This is a genomic window from Streptomyces sp. NPDC059861 (genome assembly GCF_042731435.1).
GTDB lineage: Bacteria > Actinomycetota > Actinomycetes > Streptomycetales > Streptomycetaceae > Streptomyces.
This window is the reverse complement of the sequence record NZ_JBHWJQ010000001.1, coordinates 277,677-301,043: the sequence shown is the minus strand read 5'-3', so window position 1 is coordinate 301,043 and position 23,367 is coordinate 277,677. Positions and strand designations below refer to the sequence as shown.

Below are 23,367 nucleotides of genomic sequence, written 5' to 3'. Positions count from 1 at the left end.
CTCGGCGCCGGCGGGCCGCGCCAAAGGGCGCCTTCCATCCTGACCGTCAGTCAGTCTCACTCTTTCGTGGCTCGTCGTGCGCCGGTGCACCGGGTAGTGCACCAGCGGAGGCGAACCATGGAACAGACTGCGCTGCGTCCCAAGCCGATCCCCGGGCAGGAGCCCGCCGGCCCCGGCCCCGGCCCCGCCCGGCGCCCGCATGCCGCACGGCGACGCGGTCGGCGGCTGACGACCCTGCTCCTCGGGCTGCTCGTCGGGACGGTGCTGGTGCTGTCCGGCGTCGGGCTGGGCACCGTGGCCGCCACGGTGATCGGCATGAGCAAGCTCGCCGAGCTCCGTAGTCAGCCCGGTCGGCCGGGGCCCTCCGCCCCGGCGTCGCCGGCACAGCCGTCCGCCTCGGCCGGCCCGGGCTCCTCGGGGCCGTCGGCCACCGGACCGGCCCCCGCGGCGGACATGGTCATGGGCGTCGAGGTCACCGACGCCGAGAAGTCCGGCGCCCTGGTCGTGGGCGTGCACATCCCGGGCCCCGGCTACGCCGCGGGCCTGGTGCGGGGCGACGTACTGCTCACGTTCGACGGCATGCCCGTCGAGTCCGCGGCGGACCTCGTCCGGGCGGTCGACAAGGCGCGTCCCGGGGCGGGCGTCCTGGTGACGGTGCGGCACGAGAGCGGGGACCACCAGCAGTTGTCGGTGGCGCCGGGCGTCCTCACGTGACCACGCGGAAGTGGCTGGTGAGCCGTCCTTCGTCGTCCAGCACATGAAAGGCGAGCCCGACCGGCGCCTCCCGGTCGGCGGCCCCCTCGCCCTCCCAGGGCAGTCGCAGCGTCCACGTCACGCCGGGGCCGACGGCGAGCGGGCGCCCGGCGAACATGGTGGAGGTCGCGCTGTGCGCGTGCCCCGCGATCAGCCCGGCGACCTCGGGGCGCCGCTCCATGAGTGCGGCCAGCCGGTGCGGCCCCCGCAGCCGGTACGAGTCGGGCAAGGGGTGGTGCAGCGGAACGGGCGGGTGGTGCAGGGCGAGCAGGGCCGGAAGACCCTCGTCGAGTTCGTCGAGCGTCGCCTCGATCCACTCGTACGTCTCGTCGTCCAGGAGCCCTTCGTCGCTTCCCGGGACGCTGGAGTCGCACATCAGCACTGCGGCGTCGTCGAAGACGTGCACCTCGTTGACCGGGCCCTCGGCCGCGGGCCGGCCCAGCAGGGCCTTGCGGTAGGGGGCGCGGCTGTCGTGGTTGCCCGGGCAGGTCAGCACCGGGAACGGTGTGTCGTCGGACCGCAGGCCGAGGATGCGGGCCGCCTCCTCGTACTCCGCCTCCGTCCCGTGGTCGGCGATGTCGCCGGTCACCAGGAGCGCGTCCACGTGGCCCGGCAGTTGCCACAGCCGGTCGCGCACCCGCTCGGCGCGCTCCGCCGCCCGCGCGCTCCCGTCCAGATGCAGGTCGCTGATGTGTGCGAGTACGAGCACGCCGGGGCCTCCCGTGGACGGTGCTAATGGATTATCTGCATCTAAACATTAGAGCCGGTGCTCGGGCCAGCTTTGTCGCGAACCGCGCTCACCGGCTCGCGTCGCCCTCTTCGGGCAGGCAGGATGCTGCCCGTGGTTCCTGAACGGCTCAAGGAGGCTGGAATGACCGGCAGTACGGCCGCGCCCTTCACGGCAGACGACTACCGGGCCCGGATGCGGCGCGCCGCGCGGGCCGCCGCCGACGCGGGGCTCGCCGGGCTGCTGGTCGCGCCGGGGCCGGACCTGGTGTGGCTCACCGGCTATGCGCCCACCGCCGCCACCGAACGGCTCACCCTGCTGGTCCTCGCCCCGGACCGGGAACCCGTCCTCGTCGTCCCGGCCCTGGAGGCCCCCGACGCCGCGCACGCGGCCGGAGCGGCCGCACTGACGCTGCGGGACTGGACCGACGGCAAGGACCCCTACGCCCTCACCGCGGGCCTTCTCGGCGCCTCCGGGCACTTCGGCATCAGTGACAACGCCTGGGCCATGCACCTGCTGGGCCTGCAGCAGACGCTGCCCGGTACGTCGTACGCCTCGCTGACGCAGGCACTGCCGATGCTGCGAGCCGTCAAGGACGCGGCGGAGCTGGAACTCCTGGCCGCCGCGGGAGCGGCCGCGGACGCCGCGTTCGAGGAGATCCGGAACGTCCCCTTCGGCGGGCGCAGGGAGTCCGACGTGGCCGCCGACCTCGCCGCCCTGCTGCGCCGGTTCGGCCACTCCCAGGTCGACTTCACCATCGTCGCCGCCGGCCCGAACGGGGCCGACCCGCACCACGAGGCCGGCGACCGTGTCGTCGAGCGCGGCGACATGGTCGTCCTCGACTTCGGCGGCCTCAAGGACGGCTACGGCTCCGACACCTCCCGCACGGTCCACGTCGGCGAACCCACCGGCGAGGAGCGCGAGGTGCACGACCTCGTGCGCGAGGCGCAGGAGGCGGGCTTCCGGGCGGTGCGCCCCGGTGTGCCCTGTCAGGACGTCGACCGGGCCGCCCGCGCGGTCATCGCCGACGCCGGGTACGGCGAGTACTTCATCCACCGCACCGGGCACGGCATCGGCGTCACCACCCACGAGCCGCCCTACATGATCGAGGGCGAGGAGCAGCCCCTGGTCCCCGGCATGTGCTTCTCCGTGGAGCCCGGGATCTACCTGCCGGGCCGGTTCGGGGTGCGCATCGAGGACATCGTCACCGTGACCGAGGACGGCGGCCGTCGCCTCAACAACACGTCCCGGGAGATGCTGATAGTGGAGTGACCCGACCCAGGAGCCCCTGTACGCACCCGAGCGACGACGGTCCCACCATGACCCAGGCACCGACACCCACCGAGGACACCGTCCGCAGACTGGTCCGTTCCCTGCTCAAGGAGGGCGCGGGGGGTCCCGACGTCCGGCCGGTCGCCGGGAGCGGCGGGCACGCCACGTGGTGGGTCGGCACCCGGCACGTGCTGCGCCTCGCCCCCGACCGCGAGGCGGCCCTGCGCCAGCGCCGCGAGCTGCGGCTGCGCGACCTCGTCCGCCCGCACCTCCCGGTCGCCGTCCCGGTCAGCGTGGCGCATGGCGAGTGGGCGCCAGGCCTCACCTACACGCTGGACGCCAAGGTGCCCGGCGGCTCGGCGCCCGAGCACGACGTCTCCGCCCTCGGCGAGGCGGACCTGGCGGGGCTCCTCAGGGGGCTGCGCGAGGTGCCCGTTCGGCAGGCGGAGGCACTCGGCGTGCCGCGTGCCGCCCCGCGCTCCCTGGAGGAGCTGCGCGCCGCTGCCCAGGACGCCGCCGAACGGCTCGGCGCGGCCGACGAGTTCGACGCCGCCCGCCTGCACCCGTTCACCCCGCCCGCGACCGTGCAGCTCGCCGCGCAGAGCGGGGGCGTGGTCCTCGTCCACCACGGCCTCACCGGCGCGCACCTGGTGGTCAGCACCGACGGCCGGGTCCGCGGCGTCCTCGGCTGGGCCGACGTGGTCCTCGGCGACCCCGCCGAGGACATCGCCGCCCTCGCCCTCGCCGTCGGCGCCCCCGCCGCCGTCCGCGCCGCCACCCTCGCCGGTTACGGCGCCCGGCCCTGTCTGCGCGGCCTGTGGCTGGCCCGCTGCGACAGCCTCGTCCACCTGGCAGACCGGCTTGCCGGCAGGGGCGAAGGGTCCCTGCCCGACCTGAGGAACGGGCTCCGCCACGCGTGGGAGGCGATCCTCCTGGAACGCGTGACGGAACTCCGGGGCGACGACGCGGACGGCGGCGACGCCGCCGACGACGCCGACGACGCCGACGACGCGGACGACGCCCTGTAGTGGTCCAGGGGCGGGCGGCGTGCCCCCGCGCGCGGGTGAGGGTGAGCGGGGGTGGGCGCGTCACCCCGAGCGGGCACCCACCCGCGCGCGTGCCACGCCTACGGCTGCGCCACCACCACACAGCACTCGCCGGGCACCTGAAGCACGCCCTCCTCGTCCGGTGGCGTGACCGGCTCCCACGCCGCGAGGATCTCGGCCGGGCGGGAGCCCAGGGGAATCCCGACGGTGGTCTTGGCGAGGTTCACCGCCACGCAGATGTCCCCGCGCCGGAAGGCGAGCCAGCGGGCCTCCTCGTCGTGGGCCACCTTGATGTCGGCGAGGTCCGGGTCCGTGAGGTCCGGCTGTTCGTGGCGCAGGGCGATGAGCCGGCGGTACCAGGCCAGCACGCGCGCGTGGTGCTCGCTGTCGGGCTCGGTCCAGTCGAGACAGGACCGGTCCCGGGTCGCCGGGTCCTGCGGGTCGGGCACGTCCTCCTCGGCCCAGCCGTGCGCCGCGAACTCCCGTCGCCTGCCCCGGCGTACCGCCTCCGCGAGCTCGGGGTCGGTGTGGTCGGTGAAGAACTGCCAGGGCGTACCTGCCGCCCACTCCTCGCCCATGAACAGCATCGGCGTGCACGGGCCCGTCAGCACCAGCGCGGCGGCGCAGGCCAGCAGGCCGGGGGCGAGGCCGGCGGAGAGACGGTCTCCCTGTGCGCGGTTGCCCACCTGGTCATGGGTCTGGCTGTAACCGAGGAGCCGGTGCGCGGCGATCCGTGAACGGTCCAGCGGCCGTCCGTGCCGTCGGCCCCGGAAACTGGAGTAGGTGCCGTCGTGGAAGAAGCCTCCGGTGAGCGTCTTGGCGAGCGCGCCGACGGGGGCGCGCGCGAAGTCCGCGTAGTAGCCCTGCGACTCACCCGTCAGCGCCGCGTGCAGGGCGTGATGGAAGTCGTCGTTCCACTGCGCCTGGAGCCCCAGGCCGCCCGCCTCACGGCCGGTGACGAGCCGGGGGTCGTTCCGGTCGGACTCGGCGATCAGGAACAGCGGCCGGCCCGCGTCCGTGGCGAGGGCGTCCACGGCGGCCGACAGCTCCTCCAGGAAGTGCACCGCGCGCGTGTCCACCAGCGCGTGCACGGCGTCCAGCCGCAGCCCGTCGACCCGGTAGTCGCGCAGCCACGCCAGCGCGCTGCCGATCAGGAACGCCCGCACCTCGTCCGACCCGGGCGCGTCCAGGTTGACGGCCGTGCCCCAGGGGGTGTGGTGCCGGTCGGTGAAGTAAGGGCCGAACTCGGGCAGGTAGTTGCCGGACGGGCCGAGGTGGTTGTGCACCACGTCCAGGACCACGCCGAGACCGAGTTCGTGGGCGCGGTCGACGAAGCGTTTCAGCGCGGCGGGCCCGCCGTACGGCTCGTGCACCGCCCAGAGCGAGACGCCCTCGTAACCCCAGCCGTGGCGCCCGGGAAACGGGCACAGTGGCATCAACTCGACATGCGTGACGCCCAGTTCGGCGAGATGCCCGAGGCGCTCCGCCGCCGCGTCCAGCGTGCCCTCACGCGTGTACGTGCCCACGTGCAGCTCGTACAGGACCGCGCCCGGCAGCGGGCGGCCGGGCCACTCGGCACGCCATGGGTGGAGCCCGTGGTCCACCACCGCGCTCAGCCCGTCCGGTCCGTCCGGCTGCCGCCGCGAACGCGGATCGGGCCGCACCGGGCCCTCGTCCACCGCGAAGCCGTAGCGCGTGCCGTCACGCGCTTCCGCGTCGATCGCCCACCACCCCGCTCGCTCCGGATCCTGCTCCATCGCGCGCGTGGCTCCGTCGCAATGGAGCGTCACACGGCCGGCCTGCGGTGCCCACACCTCGAACTGCACGGACGGTTCCCCTTCGTCTGCTCACCGTGATGTAGCTCGACCATCGTGCTTCACACGAGGTCAATCCGCTTGTGCATACCCCCTTTTGCACCCGGTGTCGTCCGGTACGCGCGCGTGCCGACCGTTTCCCCGATTCCTGGACACCCGGGGTTCACTGCCCGACAATCACCCGTGTGACGTCGTCCTTCGAGTTCTCGACCTACCCCGCGCGGCTGTCCGACGCGGAGCGCGACAAAGCGCTGAAGGTGCTGCGTGACGGCGTCGCCATGGGCCGTCTTTCGCACGACACGTTCGTCCGGCGGATGGAACTGGCGCTCGCCGCCCGCCGGTCCGACGAGCTCGCCGTGCTCACCGCCGACCTGCCCACCGAGAGCCGGGTCGCGCGCATGGTGTTCGGCACGGTCGAGGCGGTGTCGGGCTTCACCGAGCGGCTGCGCAGGGCCTGGCGGGCCGAACGGCTGCCGAAGTTGCTGCTGCCCCACCCCGCCGCCGGACACCCCCTGCGCATAGGCCGTGATCGCGCCAACGGGCTCCGGCTCAATCACGAGACGGTGTCCCGGGTGCACGCCGAACTCACCCGCCAGGGCGGCATGTGGGTGCTGCGCGACCTCGGCTCCACCAACGGCACCACCGTGAACGGGCGGCGCGTCACCGGTGCCACCGTGGTCCGCGAGGGCGACCAGGTCGGCTTCGGGCAGACAACGTTCCGGCTCGCGGCCGACTGAGCGGCCGGCCGGGCGGCGGCCGGGCGGCGGCCGGGCGGCGGCCGGGGCAGCGAACGGAGCGGCGGCCCGAGCGGCCGATCGACCAGGAAGCCCGCGTGAGCCCTGGCGCGCCGATGCCCGGGGATCGCCCGGCGTCCGCGATTCCGGGCCCCAAATAGCCCCGGCCGTCGCGGTGTTGACGTACACCTGAACTCGTGACTGACTGTGCGTACACCGCACACATCAGGTGAACCGACGGCACCACGGAGGTGTGCCCTGCCGCCACTCCTCCGCTATCCGACCGTCGACGAGCTGGGCGCGCGAGCGGCCGCCCTCGTCGCCCGCCACCCCGGTGCCGCACGGCTGCGCCGCGTCGGCACCTCGCGCGCGGGCACGCCGCTGTGGCTGCTGTCCGTCGGCCACGGCAGCCGTCAGGCCCTGGTCGTCGCCGGGCCGCACGCAAACGAACCCGTCGGCGGCGCCACCGTCCTGCTGCTGGCCGAGCGCGCCCTCGCCGACCCGCGCCTGACCGAGGGCGCCGACACGACCTGGAACCTGCTGCTGTGCCTCGACCCCGACGGCCTGCGGCACAACGAGGGCTGGCTGACGGGGCCGTACAGCCTCGACAGGTACTTCCGGCGGTTCTTCCGTCCCGGCTTCCTCGAGCAGCCCGAGTGGCTGCCCGACGGCGCGGCCGGCGCCGTCCTGCCGGAGACGCGTGCCCTGCTCGCCCTCCAGGACGAACTGAAACCTTTCTTCCAGTGCTCCCTGCACGGCGTGGACGTCGGCGGCGGCTTCGTCGAACTCACCCGTGACCTGCCCGGACTCCCGCAGGCGGTGGCCCGGGCGTCGGCCCGCCTCGGCATCCCGCGCGAACTCGGCGCGTACGACGCCCTGTACTGGCCCGTGCTCGGTCCCGCCGTCTACCGGATACCGCCGCCGCGCCGGGGTGGCCTGGTCGCGGCGATCACCGAGGCGGCCGTCGAGTCGACGTGGTACCACCCGCACCGGCACGGCACCGTGACGGCCGTCGTGGAGGCGCCCATGTGGGGCGTGGACGGCGTGGGGGACGGATCCGCGCCCGCCGACGCCGAGGCGGCGCTGCGGGCGCTCAGCCGGGCACTGCGCCACGACACGCGGCTGCTGCGGGGCATCCTCACGCGCGTGCGCCCGCATGCCGCCACGGTCCCCGAGGCGGCCCGGCTGCTGGCCCCGGTCGACGACTACCTGCTCGTGTGCCCGGGGCTCGCCGACGACTGGGACCCCGACCTCGGCGACCGGCCGCGCCGCACTCTGCCGCCGCTGACCACCGCCCATCTGACCGCCCTGCGCATCTCGGGACGGCGGCTGGCGCTGCGCACGGCGGGGCTGCTGCACCAGCTCGTCACGCGCGCGGGGCGCGATCCCGCCGGGGTGCTGCCCGAGCTGGACGCGCTGGTCGACCAGTGGTGCGCGGACTACCGGGACGGCTGCGGGGCCCACTGGATCCCCGTCGCGCGCCAGGCCGAGTACCAGTCCCAGGTGATTCTCGCCGCGTTCGACCTGGCCCGGCGGCACGCGCCCCGGGACTTCCGTTCGGGTGAGTCGGACTGGGGCTGCGAACCGGTCGTGCCGATGCATCGGGAATGACGCACACCCTCACCACCAAAGTTGTCCGGGGCGGTCTGCCGGCCGTGGCCGCCCTCCTCCTCGTCGGTGCCGCCCCGGCGCGGGCGACGGTCCCGGAGTCCCGTGTGAGCGACTGGCTCTACCTCACGGTCACCCGGGGCGAGGGCGGGTCCGGTGACACACGGGGCACCCTGTTGCTGTGCGACCCGCCCCAGGGGCACGGCCGGGCCGTCGAGGCCTGCGCACAGCTCGACTCCGTGGCCGGTGACATCAGCCGCCTCCCGCTGAAGCACGCCTACTGCCCGATGGTCCACGCGCCGGTGACGGTCCACGCGCGCGGGCAGTGGCGCGGACAGGCCGTCGACCACCGGCAGACGTTCGGGAACGCCTGCGAGACGGAGGCGCGTACGGGGGCGGTCTTCGCGCTGGACGGCTGACGGCCGGCCGGCCGGTGACGGCTGCCGGGCGGCACGCGCGCGTGGGGTGCCTCCTCACGCGCGTGGCTCCTGGTCACGCCGCCCGGTCACGCGCGTGGAGGGCCGCCGTCACGACGGTGCGGGCCTGGTGCTCGACCTGGTTCTCCAGGGGCACCCAGCGGGCAGCGAAGCGGTCGGCGAAGGCCTCGCTCCAGGTCGCGACGAGCCGTTCGAGGCGCGGGGCAGCCCGGTCGTCGGTCTCCTGAAGGACCCGCAACAGCATCGCCGCCGCCCGCAGAGGCAGGCGGCGGGCGAAGGCGTCGACGCTCCCGACATACGCCATCGTGTGCCCGGCGGGCGGCGTGTACGTCCAGTCGGCGGCCAGCCCGGGCACCAGCTCCAGCGCCCATCTGGCGGCCCGCAGCAGGGGCCCGTCGAGGCCCTCCAGACGCGGTGACGCGTCCGACAGCACCCGCTCCACCCGGAGCGCGTCCCGCAGCAGTCGGCTCGCCAGGCGCCGCATCGCCGCGGCCGGCGCCGGATGCGGGGCCGGGTCGTCCACCAGGTCGCTGGCCCACATCGGCACCTCCACGACCGCCGTCAGACCGCCGTACCGGTGCACGTGGTACCAGGTGCTGTGGCGCGCGTCGTCCGAGGGCATGCTCGGGTACGCCAGACCCGCTCCGGCGGCCGGCATCACATGCACCCCGGGTCCGGCCGCGGGCCAGCCCGCGGCGTCCGAGGCCCCTGTCTCCACCGGGATGTGCAGCTCCGCCGCGGACTTGGCGAACGGCTCGGCCAGGCCGGGTATCTCCTTCGTCAACTGCACCCAGCTGCCGCCCAGGTCGGTGCCGTGCAGGGTCACCTGGAGGTAGGGCCGCAGCTCGTCGATGACGCCGGTAAGGGCCCGCGTCTCGGGCGGCAGCCGGTCCGGCGGCAGTACGGCCGGCGACCACTCAGGCTGCTCCGGTCCCGCGGGCCGGAAGAATCCGAGGTGGTAGTCGAACAGGCTGCGCGGCGCCGGCGTGATGTGCAGGCTCGCCCCGTCCGGGTCCGCGCACAGCAGGAAGTGCCATGAGATGCCGGCCCGCAACTGCCGCTCCCGCACCACCCGTTCGGCCACCGCGAGCAGCGTCGAACCCCCCGTCGGTTCGTTCGCGTGGGCGCCCGCGACGACCAGGACGGCGTGCCGGGAGCGCCCCACGGACAGCAGGTGAAGCGGCCGGCCGGCGCGGGAGACGCCGATCTGCCGGAGAGCACACAAGCCGGGATGCTGAGCGGCCAACGCCCGGGCGGACGACACGATTTCGGTCACGGTGGGGTAGCGCAGCTCCGGCAGAAGACTCACCCCCCGACCTCTCCACCCGGCTTCGCACCCGCAGTACCGCACGGTCCAGGGGCAGTGTCAAGGAGAGGGCGGGGGAGCCTCCAAGGGGCGCCCGGATGCACGCAGGGCCGCACGCAGATACGTGGACGCCAGGGCACGGCACGCACGCCCCCACCGACCCGCCACCGGTACCGGCCCGGTGGCCCGCCGGAATGCCCGCCGGGGGGCGGGCCGCTGCCCGAGACCGCCCGCCTCTCAGCCGACCCTCTCCAGCAGCACCACCGGCAGCGGTTCCAACAGCTCGCCCACGCGCGCGTGCCCGCTGAACTCCCGCTCCGGGTCCAGCACATCCACCCAGCGCCCCGGGGGCAGCGGCAGCGCCGTGTCCCGCCAGCCGCCCGCCTCCGCCAGCCGCAGCGACAGCCGGGTGACGGCCGCGACGACCTCGCCGGAGCGGGCGTACGCCAGACAGTGCGCGGCCGCCGCGCCCTCGGCCGCCAGCGGCACGTACGTCGCGGCGTCCCCGAACACCTCGGGCCGTCGCGCCCGCAGCCGCAGAGCCGCCGCGGTCAGCGCCCCCTTGGCGCCGGGGTCCTCGACCGGCGGGAACGCGGCCGGCCGGCGGTTGTCCGGGTCGACCAGCGCCCGGTACTCGCCCTCCGTGCCCTGGTACAGATCCGGCACCCCCGGCATCGTCAGATGGACCAGCGCCGTGCCGAGCACGTTGGCCCGGATGTGGGGCTCCAGCTCCGCGCGCAGCGCGGCCACGGGCTCTCCCGGGGGACCGCACGGCCCCGCGTCCACGAATGCCGTCACCGCCTCCTCGTACGGCGGCTCCTGCTCGGTCCAGCTGGTGTACAGGCCGGCCTCGCGCACATGCTTCAGCAGCGCCTGCCGTACCCGGTCCGCGTCGGCCGTGCCGAGGCCGAACACCGTCTGCCAGGCCGCCCACGCCAGCTGCGCGTCCGGCACGCCCTCACCGGTGCGGGTCGCCTCCGTCAGCACGTCCGCCCAGCGCTGCGGGCACTCGGTGAGCAAGGCCAGCGCCGCCCGCACGTCCGCGCTGCGCTTGGTGTCGTGCGTCGAGACCACCGTCCCGGTGTGCGGCCAGTCGCGCTGCACGCGCGCGCAGTACGCGTGGAAGTCCTCCGGAGCCACTGCGGGTACCCCCGGGTTCCCGCCCACCTCGGTCGCCGACAGCAGCGGCACATAGCGGTAGAACGCCGTGTCCTCCACGGATTTCGCCCGCAGCGCCGACGCGGTCTGCGCGAACCGCGCCCGGAAATCCAACTGGTCCGGCGCGTCGCCGTACCGCCCCAGCACCAGTCCGCGCACGACGTCGACCGCGCCGCCCTCCTCGGGGACGACGAAGGCCGCTTCGGCCTCCGCCGCGGCCTCCGCCGTGACGACGGCCGCCGCGTCCCCGGAGCTGTAGGGCCGGTAGACCTCCATCCGCACCAGCAGCTCCCGCAGCGCCGTGTGCAGCGCCCAGGGTGCCCGGTCGCGCAGCTCCGGCTCCGGCGACGCCGCACACAGGCGGCTCGCCGTCCGGGTCAGGCGGTCCACCTCGGCGGCCAGCTCGTGCTCCAGCACGCGGTACGCCGCCCGCCGTACCGTCGCCTCCCAGTGCCCGCCCCGGTCCGTCTGGGGGGCCGCGAACCGCCGGTACTGACCGAGGAGTTCACCGGCGCCCGCGGGGTCCGCGAACACGCCGTCGACGTGCCGCAGGGCGTCGTAGCCCGTGGTGCCCGCGACGGGCCAGGAAGCCGGCAGGCTCTCCCCGTCGGACAGGATCTTCTCCACGACCGTCCAGCGGCCGCCGGTCGCCTCGTGCAGCCGCCGGAGGTAGGCGTCGGGGTCGGCGAGCCCGTCGGGGTGGTCGACGCGCAGCCCGTCGATCACGCCGTCGTGCAGCAGCTGAAGGATCTTGGCGTGCGTCGCCTCGAACACCTCCGGGTCCTCCACGCGCACCCCGATGAGCTCCGAGATGCTGAAGAAGCGCCGGTAGTTGAGCTCGGTACGGGCCAGCCGCCACCACACCGGGCGGTACCACTGCGCGTCCAGAAGCTGCGGCAGGGGCAGTTGCCCGGTGCCCTCGCGCAGCGGGAACGCGTGGTCGTGGTAGCGCAGGACGTCGCCGTCGGCCTTCAGGTGCTCGATCGCGTCGCCGAGCGGCTGTCCGAGCACCGGCACCAGCAACTGGCCGCCCTGCGCCTCCCAGTCGATGTCGAACCAGCGCGCGTACGGGGACGTGGGCCCCTCCCGCAGCACCTCCCACAGGGCGTGGTTGTGGCGCGGTGCCATCGCCATGTGGTTCGGCACGATGTCCAGCACCAGGCCCAGGCCGTGCTCGCGCGCGGTGCGCGCGAGCGCCCGCAGCCCGTCCTCGCCGCCCAGTTCCGCACGCACGCGCGCGTGGTCCACGACGTCGTAGCCGTGCAGCGAGCCCGGCACGGCCTCCAGGACGGGCGACAGATGCAGATGGGAAACGCCGAGCGAGGCCAGGTACGGCACGGCCGCCGCCGCGGCACCGAACGGGAACTCGGGCTGCAGCTGCAGCCGGTACGTGGCCGTGGGCACCACCGGGTCAGGACGCTCAGGTGTCATGGAGAGCTACGTACCCGCCCCGCCGGATTTCGTGTCATCGCCCGCTGCCCGTCCGCCCACACGCGCGGCCATGGGAGTGACGGGCGTCGCCGTCCCCGGTTCTCCAGGGCCGCCACACCGGACGGCGCGCCCGGCGACGTACACCGGGCGCGCCGAGGTCCCCCGACAGCGGCACCCGCGCCTAGGCGGGCCGCTGGAGCACCGTCAGGCTCCGGTCCGCAAGGGTGAGCCGGTCCCCGTCCGCCACCTTGGTGCCGGTGCCCGGGGCCACGCCCTCGGGCCGGGCGGTGTCGACGACGACCTGCCACTGCCGTCCGTGGTCGACCGGCACCACGAAGTCCAGCGCCCTGGGTGAGGCGTTGAACATCAGCAGGAACGAATCGTCGGTGATGCGTTCCCCGCGCGGTCCCGGCTCGGAGATCGCGTTGCCGTTGAGGAACACCGTCAGCGCCGACGCCTGCGCCGACTCCCAGTCCCGCTGGGTCATCTCCTTGCCCTCGGGGGTGAACCAGGCGATGTCGGACAGCTCGTCATGGGTGCCCTCCACCAGCCGGCCGTGGAAGAAGCGCCGCCTGCGCAGCACCGGGTGGTCCCTGCGCAGCCACACCATCGCGCGTGTGAAGTCCAGCAGCTCGCCGCCGTCCGGCGGCCACTGGACCCAGGCCAGCTCGCTGTCCTGGCAGTAGGCGTTGTTGTTGCCGCGCTGGGTGCGCGCGAACTCGTCGCCGTGGCTGATCATCGGCACGCCCTGGGACAGCATCAGCGTGGCGATGAAGTTGCGCATCTGCCGGCCGCGCAGTGCCAGGACGTCCGGGTCGTCGCTCTCGCCCTCCGCGCCGCAGTTCCAGGACCGGTTGTGGCTCTCGCCGTCGCGGTTGTCCTCCCCGTTGGCCTCGTTGTGCTTGTGGTCGTACGACACCAGGTCGTGCAGCGTGAAGCCGTCGTGGCAGGTCACGAAGTTGATGGAGGCCAGCGGCCGGCGTCCGTCGTCCTGGTACAGGTCGGACGAGCCGGTCAGCCGGGAGGCGAACTCCGCCATCGTGCGCGGCTCGCCCCGCCACAGGTCCCTCACCGTGTCCCGGTACTTGCCGTTCCACTCCGTCCACAGCGGCGGGAAGTTGCCCACCTGGTAGCCGCCCTCGCCCACGTCCCACGGTTCGGCGATCAGCTTCACCTGGGACACCACGGGGTCCTGCTGCACCAGGTCGAAGAACGACGACAGCCGGTCCACCTCGTGGAACTGCCGCGCCAGCGTGGCCGCGAGGTCGAAGCGGAAGCCGTCGACATGCATCTCGGTGACCCAGTACCGCAGCGAGTCCATGATCAGCTGGAGCACGTGCGGGGACCGCATGAGCAGGGAGTTCCCGGTCCCGGTGGTGTCCATGTAGTACCGGGGGTCGTCCGCCAGGCGGTAGTACGACGGATTGTCCAGTCCCCGGAAGGACAGCGTCGGGCCCAGGTGGTTGCCCTCGGCGGTGTGGTTGTAGACGACGTCCAGGATCACTTCGATCCCGGCCTCGTGCAGCGCGCGCACCGCCGACTTGAACTCCAGGACCTGCTGTCCCCGGTCGCCCCAGGAGGCGTACGCGTTGTGCGGGGCGAAGAAGCCGATGGTGTTGTAGCCCCAGTAGTTGTTCAGGCCCATGTCCACCAGACGGTGGTCATTGACGAACTGGTGTACGGGCATCAGCTCCAGGGCGGTGACGCCGAGCCCGGTGAGGTGCTCTATGACCGCCGGATGGGCGAGCGCCGCGTAGGTGCCGCGCAGTTCCTCGGGCAGCCCCGGGTGGCGCATGGTCAGGCCCTTCACATGGGCCTCGTAGATCACCGTCTCGTGGTACTCGGTGCGGGGTGGCCGGTCGTCGCCCCAGTCGAAGTACGGGTTCACCACGACGGACGTCATGGTGTGCGGCGCGGAGTCCAGGTCGTTGCGCTCGTCCGGGGAGCCGAACGGATAGCCGTACACCTCCTCGCCCCACGAGACCGAACCGCTGATCGCGCGCGCGTACGGGTCGAGCAGCAGCTTCGCCGAGTTGCAGCGCAGCCCTCGCTCGGGGGCATGGGGGCCGTGCACGCGGTAGCCGTACCGCTGCCCCGGCATGACGCCCGGCAGGTACGCGTGCCGTACGAACGCGTCGCTCTCCCGCAGTTCCACCGCCGTCTCCGAGCCGTCGTCGTGCAGCAGACACAGCTCTACTCGGTCCGCGGCCTCCGTGAAGACCGCGAAATTGGTGCCGGCGCCGTCGTACGTGGCGCCGAGCGGATATGCCTCTCCAGGCCAGACCTGCATGGATACGACTCTTCCAGGTGTGTCGTGCCGGTGGGACCGCCTTGACCCCGAGTCTCCACGAAAGTGAGGGAACCACCTATGACTTACTCCCCTCTTACCGGTCGACCAGTGCATACGGAGGTATGCCGAACCAGTGGGGCAGACACGTACTCCCATGGAGATCAGGGGGAGTAGGGGGAGATTGTGCGCAACATAGTGCACCGCCATCTGGGCAAGGTGGTGGCCGGTGCCGCCATCGCGCTCGCCGGGACGGCAGTGATGGTGGGGATCACCCTGCCGGGCACGGCAGGGGCGGACGACACGGCCGGGGGAACGGCCGGTGGACGCGGGGCCCAGCAGGCGGCCCAGGGCGCGGCGGACGGCCAGGCAGCCGTGCCGCCGGGCGTCGTCGAGCAGGCGCCGGCCCAGGGCGAGAAGGGCACCGGCCGTGACCCGCTGACCGAGGACGAGACGAAGCGGGTCGAACGGCTCGCGCTCAGCCGGCAGCTGATCAGTTCCGGCGAGGGCGTCGACGGCGGCCGCGGACCGCAGCGGCTCGGCGTCGACCTCGCCGAACCGGAGGCCGCGGAGCTGGGCGACCCGAAGGCGCCCCGGCGCGCCGAGGTCTCCTTCTACGACTACGGGGACGACACCCTTGTCACCCGGACGGTCAACCTCGACACCGGAAAGGTCGAGCGGACCGCCCGGCGGCAGGGGGTCCAGCCGCCGCTGAGCCGTGACGAGGCCACCGAGGCGGCCAGGCTGCTGATCGCCGACCCGCTGGGCGCGGGCCTGAAGGCCGACTACCAGGACGCCACCGGCAAGGAGCTCACCTCGCCGGACCAGCTGCTGCTCAACAGCATGGTGTACCGGGCCACGCCGGGCGCCCAGCCCGCCGTGCTCGACCAGTGCGGTGAGCACCGCTGCGTACGCCTGTTCCCGAAGGTGAAGAACGGGCCGTGGATCGACGCCCGTCACCTGGTGGTCGACCTGAGCGCCCGCAAGGTGGGCGAGCTCGCCGGCTGAGCCACCCGCGCGCGGGAGCACCCCGCCGCCCGCGGGCCTCGGTCCACTCTTCCAACCGATCCTCCAGAAGGCTCCGGTGAGCCTTCCGCAAGGGAGTCGATTTCGTCATGCCCGTGATCAGCAACAGCCGTGCCCGCCGGCGGACGGCCCTGGCCCTCGCCGTGGCCGGGCTGGCCGCCGGTGCCACCACCGGGGCGGTCCCGGCCGCCGCCCAGCCCAAGGCCGCGCCGGCTGCGGCGGCCGAGTGCAGCGCCGCGTACCGCATCGAGCAGAAGCTCTCCACCGGCACCACCTGGCGCATGTGCTGGCGCTACCACAAGGAGGCCGGTCTGGTACTGGAGCACATCACCTACCAGCCGCCGGGCGAGGCCCGCCCGATCAAGGTGCTGGCCTCCGGCAAGCTCGGCCAGATCCATGTGCCCTACGACGACGGCAAGGCCGAGTACCAGGACCTCACCCAGGCCGGTTTCGGCCAGGGCCTGAAGGACCTGGCGCCCGGCGAGTGCCCCGGCGGCACCATCAAGACCGTCCGGGTGCCCGAGGCCTGGGACCCCTCCCACCAGAACGTCAAGGGCCTGTGCACCACCACTCGTTCGCGTGGTCATGCCTACCGCATGCAGGGCGAGACCGCGAACAAGGTCTTCCAGAAGCAGGGCAAGGACCTGCTCGTCTACACCGTCAACCAGGTCGGCTGGTACGAGTACATCACCGAGTGGCGCTTCCAGGACGACGGCACGATCAACATGAACGTCGGCGCCACGGGCTCCCTCTCGCCCGTGGACTACGACGCCGGTGACGGCCGCGGCTGGCCGATCGGCAAGGGCGCCAAGGCCTACGCCACCAGCCACAGCCACAACGTCTTCTGGCGGCTCAACTTCAACCTGGACGGCTCGACCAAGGGCAGGATCGAGCAGTACGACTCCAAGGTCAGCGCCCCCGCGAACGGCCGCCCGGCGCCCACCAACAAGACCACCCGCACCGCGATCACCAAGGAACTCGCGGGCGACGCCAAGAACATGCGCTGGTGGCGCGTGGTCAGCGCGACCGGCAAGAACAAGGACGGGCACGCGCGCTCGTACGAGATCGTGCCCGGCGCCAGCGCCAAGTACCCCGGCCGCAGCTACACCCGGCACGACGTGTACTTCACCGAGTACGACAAGTGCGAGCAGTACGCCAGCGACAACCTGCCCGACTGCGGCGCCGGGCACGGCAAGTCCGTCGACAAGTGGGTGGGCGGCCAGACCCTGAAGAACCCCGTGGTCTGGGTCAACGTCGGCTTCCACCACGTGGCGCGCGACGAGGACCAGCAGCCCATGCCGGTCCACTGGCAGGGTCTGTCCGTCGCCCCGCGTGACGTCACCGCCATGAATCCGCTCACGCCGGCCGAGCTGGCTGATCAGAATGGACGTCCCGAGTAGGGAAGTTGGCGAACAAGCCTGCCCATCCGGCTGCACCGCCGACCGCTCCCGGAGTACCCTTCCTTGATCGTTGAGGCAGGGAGTGCTCGGGGGAGTGGAAGGCGGTGCGCGGGTGGGCTCGGGAGGGCTGGAGCTGCCCCCTGGTGACGAGGGTCACGAGGGGAGCTCCACAGAGGTCCCGCCCGGCACGGTGTCGCTGGCCAGACCGATGGAGACGCACTCGATCGGCCCGGAACTGGACTGGGACGCCGACGCCTGGCACGAGGTGCGCACCCGCGCCCAGCGAGCCGGTCGTGCCTACATCTGGCTGAACCTCGTCGAGCAGCGGCTGCGCGCGGTCGTGGCCGCCGTCCTGCGCCCCATCTACGAACCCGTCCACGGCGACGAGTGGGTGGTCGCCGCGGCCGGTCCGGCCGGCCAGGAGTGGGTCCAGCGCGCGGTCGCCGTGCGCGAGGTGAGCCGCCGCAAGGGCTATCTGCTCGACCCCGCCGACGACAACGTCCTCAGCTTCCTCACCCTGCCGCAGCTGCGCGAGCTGATGGTGCAGCACTGGCCCTGCTTCGAGCCGTACGTCGACGAGCGCCGGGACGTCGAACTCGCGCTCGACGAGCTGGAGGTCACCCGCAACGTCGTCTCGCGCAACCGGGCCCTGTCCGAGGCCGTGCTGAACCAGGCCGAGCGGGCCTCGGCGCGGCTGCTGGAGACCCTCGGCTCGGGCGGGGACGTGCCCTCGGCGCGCCGGCTGCGGGTCGACGCGGTCGAGGACCTGGTCGGCGACCGCTACTCCGACGTCGTCGCCGTGCACTCCGACCGGGTGCGGCTGATGCGTCAGTTCCCCGCCGAGGACATCTTCGGCGGGGCCCGCCGTCTCGACGCCGTCGGTATCGGCCTCAACCTGCTCGTGCAGAACTTCTCCGGGCGCCGTCTGGTGCGCCTGGCCGAGGGCGGCTGCCGGGTGCGGCTGCTGTTCCTCAACCCGGCGTCCAGCGCGGTGAAGCGGCGCGAGCGCGAACTGGGCATCAAGCGGGGCGAGCTGAGCCGGGCCGTGGAGATGAACATCCTCCACATGCGCCGGGTGCGCGCCCGGCTGCGGGACCCGGACGCCTTCGAGATCCAGGTCTACGACGAGACACCCCGCTTCACCGCCTACCTCGTGGACGGCGACGGCTCGGACGGCATCGCGGTCGTGCAGTCCTATCTGCGCCGCACCCGTGGGATGGAGGCGCCGGTGCTGGTACTGCGGAACGGCAACCGGGTGGTCAAGTCGGGCGAGGTGGACGAGAGCGGACTCTTCGGAACGTACCGGGAGGAGTTCGAGGCGGCATGGGTGGATTCCCGCCCTGTGTCCTGAATCGTCGTCACCTTTTCCGGCGTCACGCCCGGGACTCAAGCGGAACGCTGTCCTCTGATTGTCAGTGCCGCATGCGATCGTGGAGATCACTGGGGGAAAGCACCACCAAGAAGGGGGGCCGCCCATGGGCTGGCACCGGGAGCTGCTGATCGGCTTCGACCTGGAGACGACCGGGACCGATCCGCGAGAGGCGCGCATTGTCACGGGGGCCGTGATCGAGGTCAGGGGCGGTCAGCCCCTGGGACGCCGGGAATGGCTGGCGGATCCGGGAGTGGAGATCCCGGCGGACGCGGTGGCGGTGCACGGCATCAGCAACGAACGCGCGGTCACCGAGGGCCGCCCGGCCGACCGGGTCGCCGACGCCATCGCCGATGTCCTCGCGGGCCACTGGAAGACGGGCGTCCCCGTCGTCGCCTACAACGCCGCCTTCGACCTCACCCTGCTCTCCGCCGAACTGCGGCGGTACGGCCTGCCGTCCCTGCGGGACCGCCTCGGCGGCCTGCACCCGGCGCCGGTCATCGACCCGTACACCATCGACCGCCAGGTCGACCGCTACCGACGCGGCAAGCGCAACCTCGAAGCGGTCTGCACCGCGTACGGCATCGTCCACGACGGTGCCCATGACGCCTCCGCCGACGCGCTCGCCGCCGCCCGGCTGGCCTGCGCGATAGCCGGCCGCCACCCCAAGATCGCGGCCCTCGGCCCGGCGGAGCTGCACCGACGCCAGGTCGAGTGGTACGCCGAGTGGGCGGCGGACTTCCAGAAGTTCCTGCGGCGCAAGGGGAACGCCGCCGCCGTCGTGGACGGCCTGTGGCCACTGCGGGAGCCGGCCGACGAGCGGGTCTGAGCCCGCCCGGCAGCGGCCGGCGGCTCAGAACGGATACCAGCGCACGGTCTCGTCCCCGTCCCGCAGTGATGCCACCCGGCGCTCGAACTCGGCCAGCGCCTTGGGATTGCTCGGCGCGTGCTGGGCCACCCAGGCGCAACTGGCCGTCTCCCGCGCCCCGCGCAGCACCGCACAACCGTCCCACTCGCGCACGTCCCAGCCGTAGGCCTCGGTGAACGAGTCGTAGGCCTCGGCCGGCAGGCCGTAGCGGTCGCGGGAGAGGGCCATCACCACCAGGTCGTGCTCGCGCAGGTCGGCGGAGAAGGTCTCCAGATCGACGAGGACCGGCCCGTCGGGACCGATGTGCACATTGCGGGGCAGCGCGTCGCCGTGGATCGGGCCGGGCGGCAACTGCGGCGTGAGCGCGGCCGCGGCGGCCTCGAACCCGTCGCGGCGCTCGCGCAGGTACGCCGCGTCCGCCGGGGCGATCGCCTCGCCGGCCAGCCGCAGCCAGCGTTCCACCCCGCCCAGCAGTGCGCGGGGCGGCAGTGGGAAGGAGGGGGAGGGCAGTGCGTGGACGACCCGGAGCAGTTCGGCCAGATCCCGGGGCTCGGAGGGCCGTACGGGATCGGGCAGCCGGTGCCACACGGTCACCGGGTGCCCCTCGACGAGCAGCGCGGTGTCCTGGGCCACCCGGACCGCGGGGATCTCGGCCTCCGCCAGCCACAGCGCGATGGCGACCTCCCGGCGCGCCCGGTCGAGGAGTTCGGTGTCGCGGCCCACCTTGACGACCAGGTCACCGGCGGCGAACACGGCGTTCTCGCCGAGGGCGAGGAGCCGCGCGTCCCGTGCCGGACCGGGCAGTACCCCCGCCGCGGCCAGTACGTCCCGCGCCCGTGCCTCGTCCATCGTCCGCCTCCGTGATCCCTCGTCGCGGGGCCCGTGGCCCGGATCCCGCGGTGCCGCGTTCGTGCCGTCCGTCGGCCAGTGTCGCATTCGCACAGGTCGGGGGGCGTGCGCGGGCCCTTGACGACGTCGACCGCCTTCACGACCATGACGGGGGCCCGCCGGGCTCCAGAACGTCACGAGCCGCGCAAAGGAGTCGATCCCGTGACATTGGTGACCGAGGTGAGGCACGCGAAACGCGCGCCGAGCCGGGGCCGTCAGCGGCGTGGCGGCGACCACGGCGCGTGGTTCCTGGTGCTGCCCGCGCTCATCCCGATCCTCGTGCTGAGCGTGGGGCCACTGCTGTACGGGATCCTGCTGGCGTTCACCGACGCCCAGGCGGGCCGCACCGAGCCCACCGAGTGGATCGGCACCCTGAACTTCCAGGACCTGCTGCGGGACACGCTGTTCTGGGAGTCGTTCCGGATCGGGCTGGTGTGGGCGGTCGGCGTGACGGTGCCGCAGTTCCTGCTGGCGCTCGGCCTCGCCCTGCTGCTCAACGAGCGACTCCGGCTGCGCTGGCTGGCCCGCGCCCTGGCGATCGTGCCGTGGGCGATGCCCGAGGTCGTCGTCGGCATCATGTGGCGGCTCGTCTACAACCCGGACGCGGGCGTCCTCAACGAGACCCTGCGCGACCTGGGCCTCGGCGACGGCCGTGACTGGCTCAGCGGGCTCGGCACCGCCCTGCCCGCGGTGATCGTCGTCGGCGTCTGGGCGGGGATGCCCCAGACGACGGTCGCCCTGCTCGCCGGACTGCAGAACACCCCACGCGAGTTGCACGAGGCGGCCGCGATCGACGGAGCGGGTGCCTGGCGCCGGTTCCGGACGGTCACCTGGCCCGCCCTCAGACCGGTCGCCCTCGCGATCACGGCTCTGAACTTCATCTGGAACTTCAACGCGTTCGCCCTGGTCTACGTCCTGACCAGCGGTGGTCCGGGCGGCAGAACCAGGCTGCCCATGCTCTTCGCCTACGAGGAGGCCTTCCGCTACGGCCAGTTCGGCTATGCGGCGGCGATGGGCTGTGTGATGGTCGCGGTGATCACGGTACTGCTGGCGCTCTTCCTGGTGGGCCGGCTCAGGGGAGGAGACGACGTATGAGGACCAGCACCGGGGCGCGCGTCGGCCAGTACGTGGCGCTGCTCGCGTACCTCGTCTTCCTCGCCTTCCCCTTCCTGTGGCTGATCTCCACCGCCTTCAAGCCGCCGCGGGAACTGGGCAGCCTGCACCCCACCTGGATCCCCGAGGACCCGACGCTGGCCAACTTCCGGCAGGCCTTCGAAGAGCAGCCGCTGCTGCGGGCCGCGCTCAACTCCCTGTTCGCCGCGACGGGGGCGGCGGTTGTCGCCGTGCTGATCGCGACGCCGATGGCGTACGTCATGGCCCGCCACCGCACCCGGTTGGCGCGGGCGGCGACCGGCTGGGTCGTGGTCAGTCAGGCGTTCCCGTTCGTGCTGGTGATCATCCCGCTCTTCCTGGTGCTGAAGAACCTGCGGCTGATCAACTCCCTGCCGGGCCTGGTGATGGTGTACGTCGTCTGGGCACTGCCGTTCGCGCTGTGGATGCTCGTCGGATACGTCCGGGCCGTGCCGGCCGAACTGGAGGAGGCGGCGGCGGTCGACGGCGCCGGTCGGCTGCGGACGCTGGTGTCGGTGACCGCGCCGCTGCTGGCCCCGGGGATCGTGGCGACGGCCCTGTTCGCCTTCATCACCGCGTGGAACGAGTTCTTCTTCGCCCTGGTGCTGCTGAAGACCCCGGAGGAACAGACACTGCCCGTGATCCTGACCCACTTCATCGGCGCGGAGGGCGTGGCGGACCTCGGTCCCCTCGCCGCGGCCGCGTTCCTCGCGACCCTGCCCTCCCTGCTCGTCTTCGCCGTCATCCAGCGGCGGATCACGGGCGGCATGCTCGCCGGGGGCGGTGAAGAGCTGATGCGCGCCAGGAGGGCAGGGATCGTCGCGGCCGCCCTGATGCTGCTGACCGCCTGCACGGGCGGGGCGCGGGACCACTCCGCGGACGGCAGGATCACGCTCCGCTTCCAGTCGCTGGCCTGGCAGCAGGAGTCCGTCGAGGCCCACAAGGAGCTGGTGGCGGAGTGGAACGCCGCCCATCCGGACGTCCGTGTCGAATACGTCCAGGGCAGCTGGGACAGCGTCCACGACCAGCTCCTGACCTCGTTCGAGGGCGGTGAGGCGCCGGACATCATCCACGACGCCTCCGACGACCTCGCCGACTTCGCGTACGGCGGCTACCTGGCCGACCTCACCGGCCTGCTGCCCGAGCGGCTGAAGGCCGACATCCCGCGGCGCAGCTGGGAGACTGTGACCTTCGGGGACGGGATCTACGGGGTGCCGTTCCTCCAGGAGCCGCGGGTGATCATCGCGAACTCGGCCTGGCTGAGGGATTCGGGTGTCCGGATCCCGACCCCCGAAGAGCCCTGGACGTGGGCGGAGTTCCGCGAGGTGACGAAGGAACTGAGCGCCGAGGGGAAGTACGGGGTGGCCTGGCCGCTGAAGGAACCCGTCTCGGCCACGCTCAACCTCTCCCTCTCGGCGGGCGGACAGCTCTTCCACCGGGGCGCGGACGGCAAGGTGACGGTCCGTTTCGAGGCGGGCGACGAGGTGGTGCCGCGCACCGTCCACCACCAGGTCAACTCCGATGGCAGCGCGCCGGGTTCGACGCTCGGCAGCGGCGGTTCGGACACGCTTCCCGGGTTCTTCGGCGGCAAGTACGCGATGGTGCCGCTCGGCTTCTCGTACCGCCAGCAGATCGTCCAGCAGGCGCCGAAGGGCTTCGACTGGCAGGTGCTGCCGGCCCCGGCCGGTGCGGCCGGGCTCGCCCAGGGCGTCAGTCCGCAGACCCTGTCGATCGCCGAGGACAGCCCGTACAAGAAGGAGGCGGCGGCCTTCCTCGACTTCCTGCTGCGGCCGCAGAACATGGTGCGCCTGGCTCTGGGCGACTGGATGCTGCCCACCGGCACGCAGGCCCTGAAGGACCCCGCCCTGCGCACGGCCCGGTACGGCTGGGCCACCGGCACCACCCTCGCGACGCACCTCCGCCCGGCGCCCGCGCAGTCGGTGCGGGGGTATCCCGAGTGGAAGGACAAGGTGGCGACGCCCGCGCTGCAGGAGTACTACAGCGGCGCGATCGGCCTCGACGAGCTGCGAAGACGGCTGGAGGAGGACGGGAATCTGGTACTGGCGCGGTATCAGCGCTGACGGGGGAGGGGAGACCGGAAGGCAGTTGCAC

18 protein-coding genes and 1 pseudogene are annotated in these 23,367 nt (G+C 73.0%); 13 read left to right on the top strand and 6 right to left on the bottom strand.

The features are described 5' to 3' along the window. Positions 1 to 117: 117 nt before the first annotated feature. Positions 118 to 714: a PDZ domain-containing protein gene (locus tag ACFV6X_RS01305; protein WP_385375849.1), complete on the top strand. Its 597-nt coding sequence runs from the start codon at positions 118 to 120 to the stop codon at positions 712 to 714. Here the strand turns inward: ACFV6X_RS01305 and ACFV6X_RS01300 are convergent. Next, entirely contained in the window at positions 707 to 1,462 is a 756-nt protein-coding gene (locus tag ACFV6X_RS01300; protein WP_385375846.1) for a metallophosphoesterase, read from the bottom strand. The two genes, ACFV6X_RS01305 and ACFV6X_RS01300, sit on opposite strands and share 8 nt — an antisense overlap. Before the next feature lie 162 nt (positions 1,463 to 1,624). Here ACFV6X_RS01300 and ACFV6X_RS01295 point away from each other — a divergent pair, with 162 nt between their 5' ends. Continuing rightward, positions 1,625 to 2,752, top strand: coding sequence for a M24 family metallopeptidase (locus tag ACFV6X_RS01295; RefSeq protein WP_385375843.1), 1,128 nt, complete (start codon positions 1,625 to 1,627; stop codon positions 2,750 to 2,752). 47 nt (positions 2,753 to 2,799) lie between these two features. After that, positions 2,800 to 3,780: a phosphotransferase family protein gene (locus ACFV6X_RS01290; protein ID WP_385375840.1), complete on the top strand. Its 981-nt coding sequence runs from the start codon at positions 2,800 to 2,802 to the stop codon at positions 3,778 to 3,780. Positions 3,781 to 3,878: 98 nt separating this feature from the next. On the opposite strand, the gene treZ is transcribed toward ACFV6X_RS01290, so the two are convergent. Further along, a complete protein-coding gene (gene treZ / locus ACFV6X_RS01285; RefSeq protein WP_385375837.1) occupies positions 3,879 to 5,624 on the bottom strand; it encodes a malto-oligosyltrehalose trehalohydrolase in 1,746 nt (581 codons plus the stop codon). Between the two features lie 173 nt (positions 5,625 to 5,797). Between treZ and ACFV6X_RS01280 the strand changes: the two genes are divergently transcribed. The 3 genes from ACFV6X_RS01280 (at position 5,798) to ACFV6X_RS01270 (ending at position 8,373) form a co-directional block, all read left to right on the top strand. Continuing rightward, positions 5,798 to 6,349 carry an FHA domain-containing protein gene (locus ACFV6X_RS01280; RefSeq protein ID WP_385375834.1) on the top strand — a complete coding sequence of 184 codons (552 nt, stop codon included), beginning with the start codon at positions 5,798 to 5,800 and terminating at the stop codon, positions 6,347 to 6,349. A 255-nt stretch (positions 6,350 to 6,604) separates the two neighbouring features. Then, positions 6,605 to 7,957: a M14 family zinc carboxypeptidase gene (locus ACFV6X_RS01275; protein WP_385376271.1), complete on the top strand. Its 1,353-nt coding sequence runs from the start codon at positions 6,605 to 6,607 to the stop codon at positions 7,955 to 7,957. Then, the gene (locus tag ACFV6X_RS01270) at positions 7,954 to 8,373 is read left to right on the top strand and encodes an SSI family serine proteinase inhibitor (protein WP_385375831.1); all 420 of its coding nucleotides are present in this window, start codon (positions 7,954 to 7,956) and stop codon (positions 8,371 to 8,373) included. Before ACFV6X_RS01275 ends, ACFV6X_RS01270 begins: the two co-directional genes overlap by 4 nt. Positions 8,374 to 8,446: 73 nt before the next feature. On the opposite strand, the gene ACFV6X_RS01265 is transcribed toward ACFV6X_RS01270, so the two are convergent. From ACFV6X_RS01265 to glgX, 3 genes are all read right to left on the bottom strand, one after another. Next, positions 8,447 to 9,700: a M14 family zinc carboxypeptidase gene (locus tag ACFV6X_RS01265; RefSeq protein ID WP_385375828.1), complete on the bottom strand. Its 1,254-nt coding sequence runs from the start codon at positions 9,698 to 9,700 to the stop codon at positions 8,447 to 8,449. A gap of 234 nt (positions 9,701 to 9,934) precedes the next feature. After that, positions 9,935 to 12,286, bottom strand: coding sequence for a malto-oligosyltrehalose synthase (gene treY / locus ACFV6X_RS01260; RefSeq protein ID WP_385375825.1), 2,352 nt, complete (start codon positions 12,284 to 12,286; stop codon positions 9,935 to 9,937). Positions 12,287 to 12,467: 181 nt separating this feature from the next. Next, complete coding sequence (gene glgX, locus ACFV6X_RS01255) at positions 12,468 to 14,576, bottom strand: glycogen debranching protein GlgX (RefSeq protein ID WP_385375823.1); 2,109 nt, start codon at positions 14,574 to 14,576, stop codon at positions 12,468 to 12,470. A 183-nt stretch (positions 14,577 to 14,759) separates the two neighbouring features. On the opposite strand from glgX, the gene ACFV6X_RS01250 reads away from it, so the two are divergent. The 4 genes from ACFV6X_RS01250 (at position 14,760) to ACFV6X_RS01235 (ending at position 19,197) form a co-directional block, all read left to right on the top strand. Next, the gene (locus ACFV6X_RS01250; RefSeq protein WP_385375820.1) at positions 14,760 to 15,581 is read left to right on the top strand and encodes a Tat pathway signal sequence domain protein; all 822 of its coding nucleotides are present in this window, start codon (positions 14,760 to 14,762) and stop codon (positions 15,579 to 15,581) included. Between the two features lie 107 nt (positions 15,582 to 15,688). Further along, positions 15,689 to 16,999, top strand: coding sequence for a copper amine oxidase (locus ACFV6X_RS01245; protein WP_385375817.1), 1,311 nt, complete (start codon positions 15,689 to 15,691; stop codon positions 16,997 to 16,999). Between the two features lie 112 nt (positions 17,000 to 17,111). After that, entirely contained in the window at positions 17,112 to 18,350 is a 1,239-nt protein-coding gene (locus ACFV6X_RS01240) for an SAV2148 family HEPN domain-containing protein (protein ID WP_385376268.1), read from the top strand. A gap of 124 nt (positions 18,351 to 18,474) precedes the next feature. Then, on the top strand, positions 18,475 to 19,197 hold the full coding sequence (locus ACFV6X_RS01235; protein WP_385375814.1) for a 3'-5' exonuclease: 723 nt from the start codon (positions 18,475 to 18,477) through the stop codon (positions 19,195 to 19,197). Positions 19,198 to 19,221: 24 nt separating this feature from the next. Here the strand turns inward: ACFV6X_RS01235 and ACFV6X_RS01230 are convergent, their stop codons facing one another. Beyond that, the gene (locus tag ACFV6X_RS01230; protein ID WP_385375811.1) at positions 19,222 to 20,085 is read right to left on the bottom strand and encodes a phosphotransferase enzyme family protein; all 864 of its coding nucleotides are present in this window, start codon (positions 20,083 to 20,085) and stop codon (positions 19,222 to 19,224) included. A gap of 144 nt (positions 20,086 to 20,229) precedes the next feature. Here ACFV6X_RS01230 and ACFV6X_RS01225 point away from each other — a divergent pair, with 144 nt between their 5' ends. From ACFV6X_RS01225 to ACFV6X_RS01215, 3 genes and pseudogenes are all read left to right on the top strand, one after another. Next, complete coding sequence (locus ACFV6X_RS01225; protein ID WP_385376265.1) at positions 20,230 to 21,219, top strand: carbohydrate ABC transporter permease; 990 nt, start codon at positions 20,230 to 20,232, stop codon at positions 21,217 to 21,219. Then, a pseudogene (locus ACFV6X_RS01220) lies at positions 21,216 to 22,034 on the top strand (carbohydrate ABC transporter permease); the annotation flags it as partial. The gene ACFV6X_RS01225 and the pseudogene ACFV6X_RS01220, both read left to right, overlap by 4 nt. A gap of 15 nt (positions 22,035 to 22,049) precedes the next feature. Next, positions 22,050 to 23,336, top strand: a complete 1,287-nt coding sequence (locus ACFV6X_RS01215; protein ID WP_385376262.1) for an ABC transporter substrate-binding protein — start codon at positions 22,050 to 22,052, stop codon at positions 23,334 to 23,336. Positions 23,337 to 23,367: the final 31 nt, after the last annotated feature.